The organism is Microbulbifer maximicatervae (SeqCode), from assembly GCF_052467225.1.
In genome coordinates, this window is record NZ_CP174303.1 from 2,187,491 (window position 1) to 2,202,013 (window position 14,523).

The following is a 14,523-nucleotide window of genomic DNA, read 5'->3' on the forward strand; positions in this document are numbered from 1 at the left end:
CTGATCCCTCCAAGCTTTTAAATCGGCTTTCAAAGTTCCGGTTGAGGTAGAGCCAGTGTTTCAAAAATAAAAAGGACAGCCATGGTATTGGAGCCATGGTATTGGAGGGTAAAAGCTAGGTGAGAACTTCTGTGCCATAGGACAGATAGATAGAGTGCCTACAACAAAGTGGGCGGCGAATTGGCGCTGATAACGTTTTTAGATAAAAATAAAAAGGATAAAATAAAAAGGACAGCCATGGATTGGAGGGTAAAAGCTAGGTGAGAACTTCTGTGCCATAGGACAGGTAGATAGAGTGTCTACAACAAAGTGGGCGGCGAATTGGCGCTGATAACGTTTTTAGATCGTAGGTATAAAGGTGTGGGGCAGGTAGGGATACCAGTACTCTGGGGATAACTAGGGTTCGAAATTATCTTGTTCAGCTGGGCGCGGGGCTAAGAAATTGTTGGCAGTCTCGCAGCCCATGTATCCAGCGTTTATCGAGCTGAACGCAGGCTTTTCGTACAGCCTCTGCTGATCCCACCAAGCTTTTAAATCGGCTTTCAAAGTTCCGGTTGAGGTAGAGCCAGTGTTTTACTGAGATACCCAGCCGACCCAGGATCGGGGGTGTATTTTGAGAAATAGCGCCGCGCTTCCTCGGGTCTAAATGCCGACCACTCCAGTCCACTAATGCCAAATAGTGATCCAGCTGAAAGGGCAGTCCTTTCGGCATATTAAGGCGCTCGCCGCCTACAAACGGCAGTAGTTCCTTGGGCTGTTTACCTAAGACCGCAGCACGAATGCGCTGCTGAACGGAGGTGTGATTAGAGTCTTCTGGAGTGATTGCCATCTTGGCACGGATAGGATTGAGATCAACATAGGCCATGCAGGCAGCCAAGGCGCTTTCATCCAATAGTGCTTGAGACTTGAAGCGGCCCTCCCAAAAGTGACCAGTGCAGCGGTCTTCTGCATTTGCTTGGCGGGCGATTAATTCATTTAAGCAGCGCATAAACCAGCTGATATCCATTAATCGCTCCCGCCATAGCTCAATCAGCTCTTTAAGTTTGTGCTTTTCATTGAAGTCTAGTGAGGCGCCCTGAATAAAGCGCCGAGCCAAATTAGAAGTTTTAAATAGCTCCTGCCAGCGAAGAATAACCTCAGTGTCAGACCAAGCCCTAGCGGTCTTAGCATCGATATAGAGCACGATATGATAATGGTTGCTCATCACGGCATAGGCTGCAATATCAAGTGAAAAGACACTAGCCAGTTGTTGTATTCTGGCCTCAATCCACTGGCGTCGATGCTCATAATCTCTCCCAGAGTGAGCATCTTTCCCGCAAAGGAATGCTCTGCGCACACATCGGGAGACACAATGGTAGTAAGGGGTTGCATGGAGGGAGATTTGCGAGCGGCGAGGCTGGGTCATGGGTCTGGGATTTAACTGTTTTAATATACAGTGTTTCTATACTGCTGTTCGTATAGTGTCAATGGGTGTGGCGCCTTACTATCTTTCTTTGGTGGGTGTCCAGAATTGTTACATGGGATTGCGGTAATTGAAGGGGGGAAAGGGATAGCTGCGGTTATCTCCGCAGCTATTTGTGTTTATTATTAGTTCAGAATTATCTTTAGCTGAGTTTGGTATCTTTCTTATACCTAACAGTAGAGGGAGATCTAGTCGTTAGTGGTTTCAGCTCCCAGCCGGTGTTATTCACCAGCGAGGCCTAATATCCTGCGGCTGGGGATTGGCAGGGTATCGTTGTTGCCAGTGAGTGATTGTTTATCATTGCATAGGCTGCGATATAGAAAGCAAAGACTCCAGCCAGCATTTGCATTTTGGCTAAAATCCATTGGTATCGGTGCTCATAATCTTTTCCAGATTCAGCATTCCTACTACAGAGGAATGCTATACGCACACAGTGATAGTGTTGCATCGAGAGAGATCTGTATGCTACGAGGAGGAACCATGGTTTAAGAGGGAGGGTTTGCTTTAATATACAGTATTATCCACATGATATCTATATTGTGTCAATGTAGCTGACGTATTAACCTTCTCTATTGGCGGGTGGCCAAAACTGTTCGTTTGACGTTGGTTACCGTAAGGTTTAGGGCATTTTTAAACATTTTAGAGGAATAACCATCGGTGTTAAGCGTGGTGCTCTCCACTATCTGTGTCTGGACCTCCCCCCTCTTGCTACGTAATTTACCGCTTAAGAGAGTGTCCGTCGTCGATGGATAGGATTACGCCCTCAATTTTACAACTAAAAAATCCCCGAAGTATTATTATGAAATAGCTTTTACTATATTTTGTCTTTACCAGTTTCAAGAAGAATTTCTTGAATAATTTGTGAGCAAAGTATTGTTGTTGATTGTGTTTTTTTTATTAGCTCAATAGGAAATCTAAGCTCTCCGAGTAAGTTTGTTTGCCCAAGATTTATTGTACTTTTTTCCCCTAATAAGCTGCACATCTGTCTTGGACTGTTTGTTCTTAATAATACTATATTAACTTTAGGGGCAAATATGCGAGCCATCATCCCTATCGACCTAATGGTGTCATTATATTGACTGTATGCTTCTTGTATCACATCAGTATTTATATTCATGGTAGGAGGGTTTCGTATTGCTAACTCTATGCCAAGCTCAAATCCTCCTGTTGGACTTTGGCTGATATAAAGGTCTGGATTTTCAGTATACATCATTTTTGTTATGGGTAACTCAATAGCACCAAATTGATTAGGCTGGATAACATACTCTTTTCCGTTTGACTGGAACATGATTTTCAGATTTCTCGTGTTAAAATCAGTATTTTGGGGAGTCAACTTTATACGAAAAATCAAACTTGACCTAACGTTGGGGTTTACAGAAATCACTTTGTCAAGATGGAGAGGGTCTATAATTCTTCTATAAGATACGTTAATTCCTTCAGCAAATACTGATATGGCATGTAATGCAGTGTGTGTTAGTAGCACAATTGCAATTGTAATAAAGTATATTTTTCGGTCTTTATATTTCATCTAGAGAACAGTGATTGAAATCCTGCAAGCAGAAATTGCATACGGCTAAGGTTTGTATTATTTTCTTTCAAATCGAGAACAATTATTTGTGGTTTTCTTTCATTAATAATTTCTCCGCAATATTGTATTGCAGTAAATAATCCTCCATTGGTATCAATCAAGCCAACCTCACAGGCTTTTCTCCCTGAAAATATCTTTCCATCTTCTAAATATCGCAAGACACTTTCTTTAACATCTCTTTTCTCATCAATATGTGATAAAAATTGCATTAATGAATCCTTCGATAGGGTTTCGAGTAGAGCTTTCTGCTCTTGATTAAAGGAAGATACGTTAAACAATATATCTTTATTGGCCCCACTAGCGATTGACTCATATTTAATACCAATATTTTCGAATAGAGAAGAAAGAGAAAACTTTCTAACGATACACCCTATGTTTCCAAGCATTGAGGCCGGAGTTGCTATACATTGATCCGCAGAAATTGCCACATAGAATGCTGCTGAAAGGGCTGTATCAGTCACAAGTGAAATAATGGGAATATTTAATTCACTACGAAGCAATTCTAAACCTTCAACTATAGTTTGAGCTGCACCAAGTGAGCCTCCATTAGATGAAACTCGTAGTATGAGAGCGCTAACGCTTGACTTATGGCTTGGCAGGCTTCGCAGTTTCAATAAAAAATTTATGGCCACGGTTTCTGTAATATTTCCAGTTAATGAGAGCAGAGCTATAGAGGAGTTTTGTTTTTTTAGTATCATGAATATACCTTACACGTTTACAAAAATATTCAGCATTAATACACAACCAATAAAAATGTCCGTTATTATGTGTGTGAAGTAAGGGGTCAACAAGCCGGCAGAATAATTTCTCATCCAGCCTAGCAACAACCCATAAGAAAGTGTAAGAACTAGTCCGCTTGTTCCAGATGGAAATCCTGCTTCAAAATGTGCAATAGCAAAGGCTAAAGCTTGAATACAGTTGGCCAAAAACGGGTTTAGAGATAGTGATAAAAGGCCACCTTGTAGAAGACCACGATAAACTAGCTCCTCTAAAGCAGCATTAAAAATAGCAAATCCTAGAACCATTGGAAAAATCATCCAGGGATATGATTCTGGAATCACTTCTCGCTGTAAGTAAAGATCTGGTTTGAAAACTTCAACCCAAACAGTAAGTACGGATATTGATCCTAATGATATCAAAAAAATTAAGGCTAAATGGTTCTTTAACTCACCTAGAGGGAGAGTACAACATATACTGTTAGTGAAGTTTAGCATTAATAAAAGTGATGAAAATAATGGGATATATAAAATAAACGGCCAAAAATATAGATTTATAAAGAATAACTTAAAAAGAATTGCTGACAATCCAAGTGCGGATAAAGCGACACAAATGAATTTGTTACTTATTGATATTAACAATAAGGCCGTCTGAAAAATTGCGAATGCAAATAGGTAGGCTGGTTCACGAACCACCAAGGAGATTGAGAATAACAATATGGAAATAGTGGCTATAGCAATAGCTGAATATCTTGCACGTAACACTTTCACTAGATTATCATTTACGAAAGTATCCATGGCTCTGATATCCGTTAAACATTATATTACTTTAGTTGCTTCAATATTATTAATATCGTATTCAATTTGATCTTGAAAAATTGAATAGTAGGCGCCTTTTCTTGATGTCAGTTCATAATGAGTTCCACTTTCAATAAGGCAGCCTTTGTCGAGCACTAATATTTTATTCGCAGACTTAAGTGTTGACAGCCGGTGCGATACGATTACCATAACTCTAGGCTGCACCTTTTCTATTATACCTTCAATAACTTCTCTTTCTGTTTTTGAGTCTAGAGCGGCGGTAGCTTCATCAAATAGTAATATGGGTGAGTTGAGTGTTAGTGCACGAGCAATTGCAATACGCTGCCTTTGTCCAGTTGAAAGATTGTATCCTTGGTTATATAGTTGCGACCCATATCCATTCTCTAATTCCTCAATAAAATTATCTACTTGAGCTATTTTTGAAATAGCTTTAAGATAATTGTCTTTAGTGTTAATTCTTCCATAAAGAATATTCTCTTTTACTGTGCGTGAAAATATTATTGGATTAAAAGATAATAAACAGATATTTTGGGAAATATCTTCTTTTGATATTTTTGATATGTCTTGGCCGTTAACCTTAACTGATCCCCGTGTTGGTTTATATTTCCCAGTCAATAATTTAAGGAGAGTGCTCTTTCCAGAACCGCTACGCCCCACAATAGCTACTGTTTGATGCTGATAAATTGAAAAGTTTAATCCGCAGACCGTAGCTTCTGTCAAATCTTCCTTTTCAGGGTACTGAAAATATACATCATCAAATATTATACTAACAGGCTTCGATGTTAGCTTTTGAAAGCAGTCAGGTTCTTCTTTTATTTCGGTTTCACAAGTCAATTTTTCGATACGTTTTAGCGGGCCGTTTGCTATCGATAGCGATGTTGCCGAATCTATTAGTGATGAAAAAGAAAATACCATGACAAAAGTGTACCCCAAAAAAGCTATGAGCTCACTTACAATAATCTCCTCCTTTTCTACTAAAATTATCGAAGTCTTAACAATTATTGCTAAGCTAATGCAGAGTGCAATTACTATTGATCCACTCATTAATAAATGAAACTTTCGTCTCTTTTCCATTGAATTGCGGGCTAACTCCTGCTTATGATTAAACTTTGTCACCTCCAGCTCTTGCTGTTTAAACTGACATACAGTTTCCACCTCCTTCAAAACCTCTAAAGCTAGAGCGGTCATTGAGCTATATGCCTCTTGTACATTATTGCTTAATGCGCTTAATTTTTTTTCAGTTAAAACAAATATTAACCCAATGCATAGAAGTGATAAAAATACAGCGAATAATAGCTTGCTACTTATGAATGCCATTAATGTAAGGCTTCCTATAAATTGAAAGAAATTTGTAGCTAATAAAGAGAGAGCTTGGCTTAATGAGGATTGTAGTTGATGAGTGTCGTTAAATAAGCTACTTGTAACCTCATGAGGGCCGTCCTTAATGTCATAGTTGTTCTTCTGAAGCCATGTGCGGTATAGTTTTTCCCTTATTTCACTGACATATTCCTCAGTTAATCTGCTAATCAAGTAAAATCTACTTGATGAAGAGATGAACCATATACCTGCTGCCAATATTGCAATAAATACAAAAGATATTTTTCCTACATGAAAGACATTATTAGATTGGCCCTCCTGGATAGGAAATTCACCAATATGACTTAGAGATATGGGGATAAGAAGTAGGCATATTGATCCAATTAACGTGCTAATTATAATCGAGCAGAGAGATAATGGTTTTCTTAAGTAGAACTTTCCTGCAGAAATAAAGGCATTTTTTGAAGGTGATTTCATTAAGCTACTCTATTATCCATATCTACAGTATGAAGTTGATGCTGAATCTCTTCAGCCATTCTCCATTTCTCAAAAATTGCATACCAAGCTGAATATTGATGTGGGTACTTTTTAATTGCATTACCTATATGGCTATCGATTTTCTCAGCAGCGTCGATATAGTCTTTTTCTGAAGGACTGCCTCCTAGATTAATGGCTTTACCAAACGTAGTCGTGTAACTGTTATCATTTTCCCAAACATGAAAAGGAATAAGATCAGCATTACACCTTGCTGCTATCATTAATATACTTAATGGGAAGGCTGATTTTCTTCCTAGCAGTTCTGATATTAGAATGTTAGAGGTTTTTGTTGGCATGCTATCTATTCGCATAGCAATAATAGAGTTTTTTTTAAGAGCCCGAACAATCTGAAATGGTGCAGTTGGAGTGTCAGCCATGATCCCCTTTATGTAATTTCCTGATATTTTAGAGATTTTTTCATAGAATCCTACCTTCCTTAGCGGAGATAGTGCAGCAATTGGCTGAACTATTGATATTTGCCTGTCACCAATTTTAAGCCTTTCTGGAGCAAGAAGTCCGTGATAATGAAGAGAAAATGAAGTCAGTAGTAATATCACAGGTTTATTTTTTTCTAGGCTTCTATTTATATGTTCAGTTCCCTCATAGGTAATATGCTTGCTTGCCCATTCTCTTATTTTTTCATTTTTTTGCTGCAATATCCATGCAAGCTCAATTTGTGCTTTAGCCCCTGCAATTAAGCTACTCAAAAAAATTATAGATGACTCTTTTTTTCCTGCGCTGCAGGACTCTTTGATACATTTTATAGTTAAGGTATGCCCCCTATATGCAATCGCTCGCAAAAAGAAAAGGAAACCTATTGGCCCATATATCAGTCTCCAAAATAATCTAGGTGTTTTGGCTGTTATTCTGGCCCAGAATGGAGATAAAATATAGTAAGCTTCCTTTTCCATGGAAGTTCCCTCTATTAAAGGGCACCCAAATAAAACTGGGTGCCAAAGCTAAAGATCTTCTCTAATCTATTTTAAAGATATGAGCGTGTTTATTTTGGATCGTCGTGGATTTGACAATCACGGCAAGCACAAGTGGCACTAGACTGAATCGGAGTTAACGCCGACTTCGCTACAGAGATAGTTTTCCCGCCAGTAATGACACGAACTTTTTGTTTCTTTTGAGTGTTTGTTTTTTCAGAAAAAAATTTCATAGCAATTTCCTTTCTTGCTGAAGAGTTGATGAAGGCACATAGAAATACAGCCGTTACTTGCCTATTGGTAGTAAAGTCCATTTTACAAAATTCCCTTCCATAGGATTCTTTTTAGTGGCCTGAATGGATGCGGATATTTTAATCTCAGGCCTGATAACTTTTTATAACTCTACTATGTAAGTTTACTGTTCAGCAATACTTTAAAATCTATTAAAAACATTTTGGCGGAGCAATTATCATTTTATTTAAAAAAATTTGGTACGTACATCAGTACATAGCCTGTCCTTGTAAAGTCTTCTAGGCTTGCCGGTAATGAGGTTGTGTAGGTATGCGGCATATCCATTTCAACTGGTTTTCGCTATCCTGAGCCAAATTTCTGGTCGAAGTGTTTAGGGAGTATGATGCTCACAAACACCGATCAATAGCAACAACTCAATTTTTAAGGGAGGCTTTTTCGATCAACTTGATCTGTCATATCTACTGTTATTGTTCATAAGTAATTCTTTGGAAAGGTTTTTAGTTGAATTTCTGAACTACTGTTTTTATAGGCGGGTGTGTCTCAGCATCCCCATTCGCTCTCTCTCCGGCCTACTAATTCGCAAGCAGTTGTAAAATTTGAACGATGAAAATGTTGTACTTCTCTGAAAGTAACCTTCCCTCTACAAAGCCTTCTCTAGCTTAAATTATTCTCAGAACAAAACATCTGTACAAATTCATGACAGTATCATTGAAGAAAAGAGTGTAAATATTGATACCACGGTACAAGAAAAGTCTATCACCTACCCGGTGGATGGTGTGTAAACCAAAACAATTCTAGACATCCGCAAAAATCTTAATGACTGTCGTAGTGATTGACCGTAATAAAGTCTTTACCGGCGATGGTGATAGTGGTAGCGGTTGAGGACCCCTTAAATGTAGTTGTGTGCAGAATTGACATGGTAGCGGCTCTCCCGCGTGCACTGGCCCGAAACCTTCCCTCTTAGGTCGATGCTTAACTTTTAAATAAAGTAGGAGAAAATCCCGAAAATACTAAGTGATGAATACGCTGTTGAATACTCAACTGAGTTCAAAATTAAAGTAGTAGGTCTCACTAGTCAGCTAAAAGTAGATACAAATAGTATCCCAACATCACTGGCCTATGGCGTATAGGTGGCGACAGGAAAGTAGAGGGGGTAAGTTGGGTGATAAGCCTAGCCGTTGAATAAATATAACGCAACCAAAGAAATCTCAGTCTAAGACTGATGATAAAGAAATAAATCGATTAAGAAAGTAGGTTGAAATGTTATAGAAGGAGAATGATTTCCTAAAAAAGTGAGAGGTGTGATTGAGAGACTAGAGCTGAAAAACTCCTATTCATAACCCATAATCTGTAGTAGTTCAGACTTGATCTGACAGTTACCGGTTTTTCAGAAGGTACTCTGTCAGGTCAAATTCAGTTTACGAGTTTCTCCTTCCAGATACTTTTACCCTCTTCAAGGGTTACCATCGGTGTGCGACCACAACACTTTTTACCCTGATGAGTTCGATCATTATTGTAATATACGAGCCATTCGTCCAGATCCTTTTGTAGCTCTTCTATTGATCCATAGATCTTTCGTCGTAACGATGGCTGGTAGAACTCTTGTAATATAGTTTTATGGAAGCGCTCACAGATACCATTTGTTTGTGGGTGCCTGGCTTTTGTCTTGGTATGTTCTATCTCGTTGATATTCAAGTACAACTGATAATCATGCTGCTCCAGCTTGCCGCAATATTCAGTACCGCGGTCAGTCAAAATACGCAACACCGGCAGATCATGCATGGCGTAAAACGGTAATACACGATCATTCAGAAGATCTGCTGCTGTGATTGGCGTCTTAGTGGTGTACAACTTGCAATGGGCTACCTTTGCATAGGTGTCGACATAGGTTTGTTGGTAAACACGCCCAACCCCCTTAAATGTTCCTACATAGAAGGTGTCCTGAGAACCTAGATAGCCGGGGTGTTGAGTATCAATTTCCCCGCAGGCTTCATCATCATGTCGCTTTCTTTCCAAGGCCTGAACCTGCGACTCCGTGAGGATTAGCCCCTCCTTAGCCACCTTGGCTTCAAGTGCTTTTAATCGTAACTTGAAGTTAGCCAGGTCGTTCCGTAACCAGATACTCCGAACACCACTAGGGGACACGAATACGCCACGTTTACGTAGCTCATTGGAGACTCGAACCTGTCCATGGGCAGGCTCTTGGAGGGCATAAGTCAACACGGCCTCTTCAATTGCTGTGTCAACACGGTTCTTGTGGTTAGGCACCCGTCGACTCTTTTCAAGAAGGGCGTCCACACCGCCACTTGAAGCAGCTTCCTTGTACCGATAGAAAGTGTCTCTCGAAACACCAAGCATCTTGCAAGCTTTTGAGATGTTGCCAAGCTCTTCTGCAAGATTGAGCAATCCGGTCTTGTGTTTGATGATACGATCATTAGTATGGATCATGGGGTTTATCCTTGGTTTTGTTTTTAGGTTTAGGCACCTTCATCAAAACCGGTAAACCCCTCTTTTTCAAGAGGATGTGTCAGATTTGGTCTGAACTAATACACATAATCGGTGGGAATTTTGCGTTAGTTACTTGTTTTGATATTTGAATGTTTGTTGTGGTCAACTCCAACCGGACACTTCTTTAAGCACATTCCTCAAATTCGATAGGGGCTAGATCTCCCAGTGTTGTATGTATTCTGCGTGAGTTGTAATAAGCAATATAGGCTCTTACATCTGCTACCGCATCCTCCCTTGTCGGATAGAGGTTTCCCGTTAACCACTCCCGCTTCAGGCTGCTGAAGAAACGTTCAGTCGGTGCGTTGTCCCAACAATTTCCCTTACGGCTCATTGAACACACCATCCCCTGCTGACTCAATAACATTTGGTAGGTATGGCTGGCATACTGACTGCCACGATCAGAGTGATGCAGGAGACCTTTTGGGGGCGTACGCAAATTGACAGCCATCATCAACGCACGAGTTATCAGGGCCGTTTCCATCTTGCGATCTAGATGCCAACCAACAATCCGGCGCGAATAGAGATCAATCACTACCGCCAAGTACAGCCAGCCCTGCGAAGTCCAAATATATGTAATATCAGTCGTCCAAACTTGATTTTTAGCACTCGGTGAGAACTCCCTATTCAGAAGGTTCTCTGCGACAGGCAGGTGATGTTTACTGTCTGTCGTCAGTGTAAATCGCTTCTTGCGCTTTACTGCCAAGCCTAGCTTTTTCATGAGCTTGCGGACTCGATAGCGCCCGACTTCAAAGCCTTCTTTACGTAACAGCTTCATTAACCGACGACTTCCGAGACTCTGTCTAGATTCTGCAAATAGGGCCTTCAAACGATGGCATAGTTGCCATGTTTGAGCATCTATTGAGCTATTACCACGGCAACACCAATCGTAATAACTAGTCTTACTTACCTGCATTACCCGGCAGAGCACCCTAACAGGAAAGCTGCCTTGCTGTTTTTCAATAAAGCTGTACTTTATTTCATTTCTTTCGCAAAGAAGGCGCTGGCTTTTTTTAGGATTTCTTTCTCCATCCGCAACTGCTTATTTTCACGTCGTAATCGCTCTAATTCTGCGCGCTCGCCTACATCCAACCTCACACCGTCTTCTTCCTGCTTCAGTTCCTTTATCCAGCGTCGCAGGTTATTGGCTGTTGTTCCTACAGCCTCTGCTGCTTTAGGAATTGAATACCCTTGCTCAGAGACTAGCGCTACGGCGTCTTTCTTAAATTCCGGCTTGAAATGCCGACGTGTACCTTTTGTTGTCATACTTCACCTCGCTTGGTAGTTTTACCATCTTAGCGAAGTGTCCGGAAGGATTAGACCACTACAGTTGGGGCAATTGGGTAAATATTCATTTGAATGATAAAAAATAGAAATTTACCTGAAATAACCTAAGTTTTTTGAAATTTGTATATTGTCGGCCTGCCTTGAATTACATGCTGATCCCAGGCGCCAGAAACGGGGTGCACGAAGCTATTACTAGGAAGAAGTGTAATTTGAAAGTGAGTAGGAATGGCTGCAGGAAAACCTGCAGCCACTAAGACTTATTTCCAGTTAAGAATTACCTTACCGGATTCACCAGATCCCATGGTATCGAAGCCTTGTTGGAAGTCATCGATCGAAAACTGGTGAGTGATAATTGGGGTTAAATCCAGACCGGATTGAATCAGGCTGGCCATTTTGTACCAGGTCTCAAACATCTCACGGCCGTAAATACCTTTGATCATCAGGCCTTTAAAAATAACCTGCCCCCAGTCGATCGCCATTTCACCTGCGGGGATGCCGAGCATGGCAATTTTGCCCCCGTGATTCATTGCGGCGATCATATCGCGGAAGGCAACGGGTACGCCGGACATCTCCAGGCCAACATCAAAGCCTTCGCTCATTCCCAGCTCGTTCATCACATCGCTGAGGTTTTCCTTGGCAACGTTTACGGCGCGGGTAGCGCCCATCTTGCGTGCCAGGTCCAGGCGGTATTCATTGATATCGGTGATAACTACATGGCGTGCGCCAACATGTTTGGCGACTGCTGCAGCCATAATACCGATAGGGCCGGCGCCGGTAATCAGTACATCTTCGCCCACCAGGTCGAAAGACAGGGCCGTGTGTACCGCATTACCGAGGGGATCGAAAATAGAGGCGAGATCGTCAGAAATGTTATCCGGGATCTTGAAGGCATTGAGCGCGGGGATTACCAGATACTCGGCAAAAGCTCCGGGGCGGTCTACACCGACACCGTAAGTGTTGCGGCACAAGTGGCGGCGGCCGGCGCGACAGTTGCGGCAGTGGCCGCAAGTAATATGGCCTTCACCGGAAACACGGTCGCCCATCTGGAAACCTGCAACTTCCTGCCCCATACCGACAACTTCACCCACATATTCGTGGCCAACCACCATAGGGACAGGAATAGTCTTTTGAGACCATTCATCCCAGTTGTAGATATGCATGTCGGTACCGCAAATCGCGGTTTTGTGAATCTTGATCAGCAGGTCGTTGTGGCCCGGTGTGGGTATTTCCACATCGGTAAGCCAGATTCCCACTTCAGATTTCAGCTTGGATAGTGCTTTCATTGTTTTTAAAACTACAAATGGCAGGGCGCGGTGCCGCTCCGGTGAATTCCTTGTGAGAATTACCGTATCAGCACCGCTGTTTGGTTTAGATAATATTCAGTTCGTGGCCAACTTCAATGAAGGCATCGATACACTGGTCGAGCTGCTCGCGGGTGTGGGCGGCGGACATCTGGGTGCGGATGCGGGCCTGGCCCTTGGGCACTACCGGATAGAAGAAGCCCACTACGTAGATACCGCGCTCCAGCATCTTGTCAGCCATCTTCTGCGCCAGGGCAGCATCGCCAATCATCACCGGGATGATCGGGTGGTCGGCACCAGCCAGGGTAAAGCCGGCTTCGGACATACGCTTGCGGAAGTATGCGGAGTTGTCGCGCAGCTGTTCACGCAGCTCGCCGCCTTCAGTCAGCATATCCAACACTTTCAGGGAGGAGGTGACGATCGCCGGGGCTACAGAGTTGGAGAACAGATAGGGGCGCGAACGCTGGCGCAGCATGTCGATAATTTCCTTGCGGCCAGAAGTAAAGCCGCCGGAAGCGCCGCCCAGGGCCTTGCCCAGGGTGCCGGTAATAATATCGACGCGGTCAATCACATCGCAGTATTCATGGGTGCCGCGGCCGTGGTCTCCGAGGAAGCCCACTGCGTGGGAGTCGTCCACCATTACCAGGGCATTGTACTGGTCGGCCAGATCGCAAACGGCTTTGAGGTTGGCGATAACTCCGTCCATAGAGAAAACGCCATCGGTGGCGATCAGTTTGGTCTTGGCGCCAGCGGCGTCTGCGGCCTGTAGTTGCTTCTCCAGTTCCGCGATATCGTTGTTGGCGTAGCGGTAGCGCTTGGCTTTACACAGGCGCACGCCGTCGATGATAGAGGCGTGGTTGAGGGAGTCGGAGATGATGGCATCTTCCGGGCCCAGCAGCGTTTCAAACAGGCCGCCATTGGCGTCGAAGCAGGAGGTGTAAAGAATGGTGTCTTCGGTTTGCAGGAACTCAGACAGGCGCGATTCCAGCGCTTTGTGAATGTCCTGGGTGCCGCAGATGAAGCGCACCGATGCCATGCCGAAGCCGTACTGTTCGAGCCCCTCTTTGGCCGCTTCAATCAGGTCCGGGTGGTTAGCCAGGCCCAGGTAGTTGTTCGCACAAAAATTCAGTACCTGGGTGTCGTTGTTCACCTGGATCTCAGCGGCCTGCTGGGAGGTAATAATCCGCTCGCGTTTGTACAGGCCGTCTGCATCGATCTGTTTGAGTTCGCTGCGCAGGTGCTCAAAGAATTGTTCTGGCTTTGACATGGTATTGTTTTTAGCTCCTGTCGGGTGCTCTTGGCACAGGGTAACGGGCGCGAGCTCGCGGCGCCTGTTGGTTCTACTTTATCCCGCCAGTTCGCAGGCCTCATGGGCCGAAATAGGGTGCTCACTGGCGCGGCAACTGGTGGCAAATTTTAATGCCTCTTCGGCAGTGTCGAACAGTAGTTGCCACAACAACTGACGATCACCTCTTCTCACCGCGCGTACTGCCGTGTGGCTTCTTTGGCTGGCGATTTGAATTTCGATAATGTCTTTACTGGAAAACGGTGATTCGGACATGGTCCCTCCAATGGTAAAACTATGGAGGACTGACGTGGAAGCGGCGAAGTGATGTTCGCTAATCCGGTTGGTTTGCTCTGGTAGAGCCCCATCCTCCCTGCAGGCCTTGTGTGCCGCAGAGAGAGAACCACCTTGCCCCGGTCGGCAGGTTGGCGTTGGCGTCAGCCACTCTCGTGATGTGCGAGCAAAGATAACGGGGAGGGGATTAGCAGTCAACAGTACCGCCCCCATTAGAGGGCGGTGCAGAAG

12 protein-coding genes and 1 riboswitch are annotated in these 14,523 nt (G+C 43.2%); all 12 genes read right to left on the reverse strand.

What is annotated here, in order from left to right; genetic code table 11:
* Positions 1–418: 418 nt before the first annotated feature.
* Entirely contained in the window at positions 419–1,405 is a 987-nt protein-coding gene (locus ACJJIZ_RS09595) for a transposase (protein ID WP_444915989.1), read from the reverse strand.
* Between the two features lie 871 nt (positions 1,406–2,276).
* Positions 2,277–2,990: a hypothetical protein gene (locus tag ACJJIZ_RS09600; protein WP_444915990.1), complete on the reverse strand. Its 714-nt coding sequence runs from the start codon at positions 2,988–2,990 to the stop codon at positions 2,277–2,279.
* Positions 2,987–3,748 carry a S49 family peptidase gene (locus ACJJIZ_RS09605; protein ID WP_444915991.1) on the reverse strand — a complete coding sequence of 254 codons (762 nt, stop codon included), beginning with the start codon at positions 3,746–3,748 and terminating at the stop codon, positions 2,987–2,989. Before ACJJIZ_RS09605 ends, ACJJIZ_RS09600 begins: the two co-directional genes overlap by 4 nt.
* A gap of 9 nt (positions 3,749–3,757) precedes the next feature.
* Entirely contained in the window at positions 3,758–4,564 is an 807-nt protein-coding gene (locus ACJJIZ_RS09610; RefSeq protein ID WP_444915992.1) for a CPBP family intramembrane glutamic endopeptidase, read from the reverse strand.
* 21 nt (positions 4,565–4,585) lie between these two features.
* Complete coding sequence (locus tag ACJJIZ_RS09615) at positions 4,586–6,379, reverse strand: ABC transporter ATP-binding protein (protein ID WP_444915993.1); 1,794 nt, start codon at positions 6,377–6,379, stop codon at positions 4,586–4,588.
* A complete protein-coding gene (locus ACJJIZ_RS09620; protein WP_444915994.1) occupies positions 6,379–7,350 on the reverse strand; it encodes an LpxL/LpxP family acyltransferase in 972 nt (323 codons plus the stop codon). The genes ACJJIZ_RS09615 and ACJJIZ_RS09620 overlap by 1 nt, the downstream gene beginning before the upstream one ends.
* 89 nt (positions 7,351–7,439) lie before the next feature.
* Complete coding sequence (locus ACJJIZ_RS09625) at positions 7,440–7,682, reverse strand: hypothetical protein (protein WP_444915995.1); 243 nt, start codon at positions 7,680–7,682, stop codon at positions 7,440–7,442.
* Positions 7,683–9,033: 1,351 nt separating this feature from the next.
* Positions 9,034–10,068: an IS481 family transposase gene (locus ACJJIZ_RS09630; RefSeq protein WP_444913809.1), complete on the reverse strand. Its 1,035-nt coding sequence runs from the start codon at positions 10,066–10,068 to the stop codon at positions 9,034–9,036.
* A 184-nt stretch (positions 10,069–10,252) separates the two neighbouring features.
* A protein-coding gene (locus ACJJIZ_RS09635) for an IS3 family transposase (protein WP_444915996.1) occupies positions 10,253–11,391 on the reverse strand; the annotation gives its coding sequence in 2 pieces (ribosomal slippage) (positions 10,253–11,127 and positions 11,127–11,391; 1,140 coding nt in all).
* A 278-nt stretch (positions 11,392–11,669) separates the two neighbouring features.
* Positions 11,670–12,695 (reverse strand): L-threonine 3-dehydrogenase, zinc-binding type, encoded by a 1,026-nt coding sequence (gene tdh / locus ACJJIZ_RS09640; protein WP_444915997.1) that lies wholly within the window; start codon positions 12,693–12,695, stop codon positions 11,670–11,672.
* A gap of 85 nt (positions 12,696–12,780) precedes the next feature.
* Positions 12,781–13,980: a glycine C-acetyltransferase gene (locus ACJJIZ_RS09645; protein WP_444915998.1), complete on the reverse strand. Its 1,200-nt coding sequence runs from the start codon at positions 13,978–13,980 to the stop codon at positions 12,781–12,783.
* A gap of 78 nt (positions 13,981–14,058) precedes the next feature.
* Positions 14,059–14,274 carry a hypothetical protein gene (locus ACJJIZ_RS09650; RefSeq protein WP_108732493.1) on the reverse strand — a complete coding sequence of 72 codons (216 nt, stop codon included), beginning with the start codon at positions 14,272–14,274 and terminating at the stop codon, positions 14,059–14,061.
* A gap of 58 nt (positions 14,275–14,332) precedes the next feature.
* A riboswitch (SAM-I-IV-variant riboswitch) is annotated at positions 14,333–14,459 on the reverse strand.
* Positions 14,460–14,523: the final 64 nt, after the last annotated feature.

Excerpts from the sequence above, each read along its gene's own strand:
- ACJJIZ_RS09615 (WP_444915993.1), bottom strand. The coding sequence starts at position 6,379 with ATGAAATCACCTTCAAAAAATGCCTTTATTTCTGCAGGAAAGTTCTAC.
- ACJJIZ_RS09610 (WP_444915992.1), bottom strand. The coding sequence starts at position 4,564 with ATGGATACTTTCGTAAATGATAATCTAGTGAAAGTGTTACGTGCAAGA.
- ACJJIZ_RS09605 (WP_444915991.1), bottom strand. The coding sequence starts at position 3,748 with ATGATACTAAAAAAACAAAACTCCTCTATAGCTCTGCTCTCATTAACT.
- ACJJIZ_RS09620 (WP_444915994.1), bottom strand. The coding sequence starts at position 7,350 with ATGGAAAAGGAAGCTTACTATATTTTATCTCCATTCTGGGCCAGAATA.
- tdh (WP_444915997.1), bottom strand. The coding sequence starts at position 12,695 with ATGAAAGCACTATCCAAGCTGAAATCTGAAGTGGGAATCTGGCTTACC.
- ACJJIZ_RS09595 (WP_444915989.1), bottom strand. The coding sequence starts at position 1,405 with ATGACCCAGCCTCGCCGCTCGCAAATCTCCCTCCATGCAACCCCTTAC.
- ACJJIZ_RS09630 (WP_444913809.1), bottom strand. The coding sequence starts at position 10,068 with ATGATCCATACTAATGATCGTATCATCAAACACAAGACCGGATTGCTC.
- ACJJIZ_RS09645 (WP_444915998.1), bottom strand. The coding sequence starts at position 13,980 with ATGTCAAAGCCAGAACAATTCTTTGAGCACCTGCGCAGCGAACTCAAA.
- ACJJIZ_RS09650 (WP_108732493.1), bottom strand. The coding sequence starts at position 14,274 with ATGTCCGAATCACCGTTTTCCAGTAAAGACATTATCGAAATTCAAATC.
- ACJJIZ_RS09625 (WP_444915995.1), bottom strand. The coding sequence starts at position 7,682 with ATGGACTTTACTACCAATAGGCAAGTAACGGCTGTATTTCTATGTGCC.
- ACJJIZ_RS09600 (WP_444915990.1), bottom strand. The coding sequence starts at position 2,990 with ATGAAATATAAAGACCGAAAAATATACTTTATTACAATTGCAATTGTG.